General features: G+C 42.3%; 6 protein-coding genes. 4 read left to right on the forward strand and 2 right to left on the reverse strand.

Going from position 1 to position 5,759, the window contains the following annotated elements; all coding sequences use genetic code 11:
* The coding region (locus NTU69_03325; GenBank protein ID MCX5802560.1) for a 2-hydroxyacyl-CoA dehydratase family protein at window positions 1–689 on the reverse strand (689 nt) is incomplete at its 3' end.
* Window positions 686–1,819: a 2-hydroxyacyl-CoA dehydratase family protein gene (locus NTU69_03330; protein ID MCX5802561.1), complete on the reverse strand. Its 1,134-nt coding sequence runs from the start codon at window positions 1,817–1,819 to the stop codon at window positions 686–688. The genes NTU69_03330 and NTU69_03325, both read right to left, overlap by 4 nt.
* A gap of 330 nt (window positions 1,820–2,149) precedes the next feature.
* Between NTU69_03330 and NTU69_03335 the strand changes: the two genes are divergently transcribed.
* From NTU69_03335 to argB, 4 genes are all read left to right on the forward strand, one after another.
* Window positions 2,150–3,037, forward strand: coding sequence for a tyrosine-type recombinase/integrase (locus tag NTU69_03335; GenBank protein ID MCX5802562.1), 888 nt, complete (start codon window positions 2,150–2,152; stop codon window positions 3,035–3,037).
* Between the two features lies 1 nt (window position 3,038).
* Window positions 3,039–3,563, forward strand: a complete 525-nt coding sequence (gene hslV / locus NTU69_03340) for an ATP-dependent protease subunit HslV (GenBank protein ID MCX5802563.1) — start codon at window positions 3,039–3,041, stop codon at window positions 3,561–3,563.
* 3 nt (window positions 3,564–3,566) lie between these two features.
* Window positions 3,567–4,898 (forward strand): ATP-dependent protease ATPase subunit HslU, encoded by a 1,332-nt coding sequence (gene hslU / locus NTU69_03345; GenBank protein ID MCX5802564.1) that lies wholly within the window; start codon window positions 3,567–3,569, stop codon window positions 4,896–4,898.
* A 96-nt stretch (window positions 4,899–4,994) separates the two neighbouring features.
* A partial coding sequence (gene argB, locus NTU69_03350) for an acetylglutamate kinase (protein MCX5802565.1) occupies window positions 4,995–5,759 on the forward strand: 765 nt, incomplete at its 3' end.

Raw genomic sequence — 5,759 nt, forward strand, 5'->3', positions numbered from 1 at the left:
CACTCCGGTGTTCCTCTACGGTAGACTGTGATTGCCATACCGATGAGGCAGTCGAAGATACTGATTGGCGATGGTTTATACTGTGCCATATCGAGAAACTTCTTGTATAACACACTTGCCTGGGCAGAGTATTTCATGACCTCTTTCAGTCTGTCGTAATTGAATTTCTTTTTTGTAATATTTTCAAGCCATGCGATCATCTCTTTGAGCTGGATGACGCAGTATTTTACAATCTCTTCCCTTGCCTTCTTGTTCATCACGTATTCAGGTGTATCAAAGACGAAGACCGGTAAATTTCCCCTTCTTGCGAGGACCTGAAACCATTTTGTCAGGGTAAAGCACTGGGCGTTGCAGGCCATAAGGATATCTGGCGCAGGGATGCCCCTTGTTACGGTCATTCCTGTTTCCCTGTATCCTAAATCACTACGGGCGTAGGCGCACAGGTGGCTTGTGTAGCCTAAACTCTCAGTAACGGAACACAACTCGGCACCTTTCTTTGCTACTAAATTTGCAACTGCATGGTTTTCCGGGTATATAGGAATTACATCATGGGCGACAAAGAGTTCCACAGGGGAAATAGCAGTTGTGTATCCAACAAGCTTGCCAAGTTCATGGGCGCGAAATGCCTCATCTATATATTCGTTTGTTATCTTTTTTGATAATTCTTTTGAACTTAATTTCTCACTCATAGGGCACCCCCTCTCAAAGATTCAAAGAATGCCTGTAATCTTGTCCTCACATGTGCAAGAGATATGGTTTGATATTCAGTGTCCAATTCATGTATTGGCATTCCTTCTTTTTTTATCATCCTTTTCAAATCGGGCAGGTCGTATTCCTGGGATTCGCAGAATTCGATGTGCACATATATGATGGCCTTTGCGCTGGTTTGTTTATAGAGGGCCTTCACTTCTTCAAAGTTTTTATAGACGTTGTCGTGTATCGGTGAGAAGAACCCTCTTTTGAAGTGTCTTTCTGTGAGGGCATCAATCAGGTTTCCATTATCCGGGACAGCGCCCTGGAGGTACCTCGTGCCTGTTACAAGGGTGTCTCCAACTATATTAAGCTTTATTTCGTCAAATAGTTCATAGACTTCAGGGGGGTCACAGGTTATACCAACGAGTATCACATCCGTGTATTCATCAACCTTTTTAATTTTTAAACTACCCTTAATCTTTTTGAGACTCTTATTAAACTCAGCCTTGTCAACCTGCATTGAAAGTTTTATTAATGCGAATAATTCTTTATTACTGAGGGTTCCGGGATTTTTTCTTTTGATTTCGTATATCTCTTTCAGAAGCTCCTTGTTTTCATTGTGTATCCTTATTGACTCCCTTAAATCTTCATCCTTCAAACTTTTGCCTGACCATCCTGTGAGGGAGGAGACCAGTCGTTCAATTTCTTCTTTTACCCAATACCGTGCGCTTGGTCTATCAGCCTGACGTGGTGCAAGAAAACTCTCGACATATTTGTCAGGGAAGCTTATCCTCCAGATGTCTGACAGATGCTGGGTAGTATCGCAGACCTGGGGCAGAACAAAACCATCGAAGAGGTCGCCCTCGTAGCTCAATACGAGCTCAAGATTACTCCTGGCAAGGGAGCATGCATTGTCCGGTAAGCGGCTTGGAGCCTTTTTTAATGGTTTATCTGTTCCAATCAGAGAAACAGGTAAAAAACCAAAGGCGTATATCAACTCCTCGGGCACATCTGGTATGGTACTCCCTACCACCTTTTTTCCAGTATCCTTTTTCCATTTTCTAATATAGGGGTATGGATCATTAGCGTGCTTTACAACCTGTTTAATGCTTAAGTTGTCCCACATAAGTCCTCCAGATTAAATATGAAAAATTTCACATATTATAGAGAGCCATTCCGTTTTTGTCAAGGCTGAATTATTTATGCGCTACCAGTCCCGCAAGGCAGGATAGCTCAACTATAGCGTAGAGCGTAGAGCAAAGAGCAGAGAGCAGAGAGCGTAGGGCAGAGGGCAAAGGGCATAGCGCAAAGTGTAGGTGTTAATTCAGTTCATAGCTCATGGTTTTGCTATCAGCTATGAGCAAAGAACTAATAATGCTGATAGCTGAATGCTGAAGGCTTACGTTTGGGGAATTTACTTGATTATTTGCAGAAATATAATAAAATAATAGTTCATATGGATAAAAATACCATTAAGACGCTTGCAAAAGAGTTTTATAAATATTTAGACATAGAGAAAGGTGCACCGTTTAATACGAAGAGGGCATACAAAGGGGATATAGAGGATTTTATCGAGTTTATAGAAAAGAGTTCCTATGACATAGTAGACCATCATGCTATAAGGGCTTATATCGTGAATATTTATAAAGATCTGAAAAAATCTTCTTTATCGAGGAAGGTTTCATCAATAAAGGTGTTTTTTAGGTTCTTGAAGAAGAAGGGGTATATTGAAGAAAACACTGCACTGGTGATAAAAAATCCGAAGATTGAGAAACATCTTCCAAAGTTCTATACAATAGACGAGATGTTCCACTTCCTTGATTTTCTTCCAAAGGAAGGCTGGTTGAACATGAGGAACCGGGCAATGTTTGAGCTCATGTATTCAACGGGCATGAGGTCGCAGGAAGTACTTAATATAGACATTGGTGACTTGCATATGGAAGGGATGTGGGTGAAGGTAAAGGGCAAAGGCGGCAAGGAAAGGATACTCCCCTTCGGGGAAAAGGCCAGGGATGCACTTAAGGAATATCTGGATATAATGAAGGATAAAGGAAAATATTCGGTAAAGGGCCCGCTCTTTATAAACTTTCACGGTGAGAGGCTATCATACAGGGGTTTGCTTAAGATCATGAAGAAACATCAAATCAAGGTGCACCTTTTTAAAAACCTTGCACTCCATGGGATACGACACTCCTTTGCTACCCATATGCTTGATAGTGGCGCTGACCTCCGGAGCATACAGGAACTGCTCGGTCATTCAAAGCTCTCAACAACTCAGAAATATACCCATGTCTCCATGGATAAGCTGATGGAGATATACGATAAGTCCCATCCGAGAAGGTAAAATGAAGGCAACGACAGTAATATGCGTAAGGCATAAAGAAAGGGTTGCTATTGGTGCTGATGGACAGGTTACCATGAATGCAACGGTAATGAAACACACAGCAAAGAAGATAAGGAAGCTCTATCAGGATAAATGTCTCGCAGGATTTGCAGGTGCAACGGCTGATGCCTTTACACTCTTTGAAAGGTTTGAAAAAAAGCTGGAACAGTATAATGGAAATATCACGAGGGCCTCTGTTGAGCTTGCAAAAGACTGGAGAACAGATAGATTGCTTAGAAGACTTGAGGCATTACTTATAGTTGCTGATGCAGAACATACCTTTATACTATCAGGCACAGGCGATGTAATAGAACCGGATGATGGTATAGCAGCGATAGGCTCAGGTGGTCCCTATGCACAGGCAGCAGCAAAGGCACTTATAAAGTACACTGATTTATCTGCCCCGGATATTGCAAAGGAGTCGATGCTTATTGCATCACAAATATGTATATACACAAATGATAAGATTGTAGTAGAGGAGCTTTAGATGATGAAAACCCTGACCCCAAAAGAAATCATGGTGGAACTGGACAGGTTTATAATAGGGCAGAATAAGGCAAAAAAGGCAGTTTCTATAGCTTTAAGGAACAGATGGCGGAGACAGATGATACCGAAGGAACTGAGAGATGAAGTAGCCCCGAAGAATATCATCATGATAGGTCCAACAGGTGTGGGGAAGACTGAAATAGCAAGACGCCTTGCAAAGCTTGCGAACTCACCCTTTTTAAAGATTGAGGCAACGAAGTTCACAGAAGTGGGTTACGTTGGAAGGGATGTAGAGTCTATGATTAGAGACCTGACTGAACTTTCCGTGAATATGGTGAAGAAGGAGGAGAAGGAACAGGTAATAGAAAAGGCAACCGTAATGGCTGAAGAGAGGCTCCTCGATTTATTACTGCCGCAAAAAAAGGCTTCCCGCACTCAAAATGAACAGGAACCAAACGATGATTCGAGGGAAAAGTTCAGGGCCCTTTTCACGTCAGGCAGGTTGGATGACAAGTTTGTAGAGGTTGAGGTGCCAGACAGGGCGCTTCCCATGATAGAAATCTTCTCGGCCTCAGGGTTTGAAGAGATGGATATGCAGATAAGGGACCTGTTTGGGAATATCCTTCCTAAAAAGACGAAGAAAAGAAAGATTAAGGTGAAAGAAGCATACGATTATCTTATACAGGAAGAGTCAAAAAAGCTTATAGATATGGATAAGGTTGTAAAAGATGCCGTTGAAAGGGTCGAGCAATCAGGGATTATATTTTTTGATGAGATTGATAAGATTGCAAGCCGTGACCATACCCAGGGCCCTGATGTATCGAGGGAAGGGGTTCAGAGGGACATACTGCCAATAGTAGAAGGGACAACTGTTACAACGAAGTATGGCATGATAAAGACAGATCACATACTCTTCATTGCCGCTGGTGCGTTCCATATGTCAAAGCCATCGGATCTGATACCTGAGTTACAGGGTAGATTTCCGATCAGGGTTGAGCTTGATGCATTGACAAAGGATGATTTCTTCAGAATCATTACAGAACCTGAAAATGCCCTTATTAAACAGTATAAGGCCCTCCTTCAAACAGAAGGGGTAGAGCTTGAGTTTGAAAGGGAGGCCATTGAGGAGATTACCGATATTGCACAGAAGGTCAATGAGATGACAGAGAATATTGGGGCAAGGAGGCTTTACACGGTGATGGAAAGGTTGCTTGATGATATATCGTTTTCCGCACCTGACATGAAAGACAGGAAGATTATGATAACAAAGGCCTATGTAATCGAGAAATTAGGAGAATTTTTAGAGAAAGACGACCTAAGCAGGTATATACTTTAAAGGCAGGGTTCAAGGGGCCAAGGGTTCCAGTGTCTTAAAACCACTCGAACCCTAGAACCCTCGAATCCTTGAACCCTTTATAAGTAAGGATAAATTATGAGTGAGAAAATTAAAACACTTCTTGAGGCCCTTCCTTACATAAAGGCCTTTTTTGGTACTACCTTTGTCATTAAATACGGCGGAGCTGCAATGGAAGATGAAAATCTAAAAAAAGAATTTGCAAAGGACATAGTCCTTTTGAAATATGTCGGGATTAATCCTGTAATCGTTCATGGGGGTGGACCCCGGATAGGGAAGTTCCTTAACGAACTCAAGATACCAACAAAGTTTGTCGATGGACTCCGGGTTACAGACGAGAAGACCCTTGAGGTTGTCGAAATGGTACTTTCCGGTCTTATAAATAAAGAGATAGTAAAGAATATTAACGACATGGGAGGGAAGGCCACCGGTCTTTCCGGAAAGGATGGGAGGCTCCTTAAGGCAAAAAGGGTCGAAAACAAGGACATTGGTTTTGTGGGCGAGATTGTAGATGTGGATATAGGTATTATAAAAGACATCGATAAACTCGGGTATATACCGGTTATTGCCCCCCTTGCGGGTGGCATAGATGGGAACTCATACAATATCAATGCAGATACAGCCGCAGGAAGCATCGCGAAGGCCTTACCTGCGGAGAAACTTATATTACTTACTGATGTAGAAGGGGTTATCGATAAAGACGGAAAGCTTATCCCCATTTTAAAAAAGGGCGAGATAGAGGCCCTGATAAGGAATAAAACAGTTTCCGGGGGTATGATACCTAAGGTAGAATGTTGCCTCGATGCATTGCAGGGCGGTGTAAAGACAACCCACATCATTGAT

The organism is Pseudomonadota bacterium (genome assembly GCA_026388215.1).
GTDB lineage: Bacteria > Desulfobacterota > Syntrophorhabdia > Syntrophorhabdales > Syntrophorhabdaceae > JAPLKF01.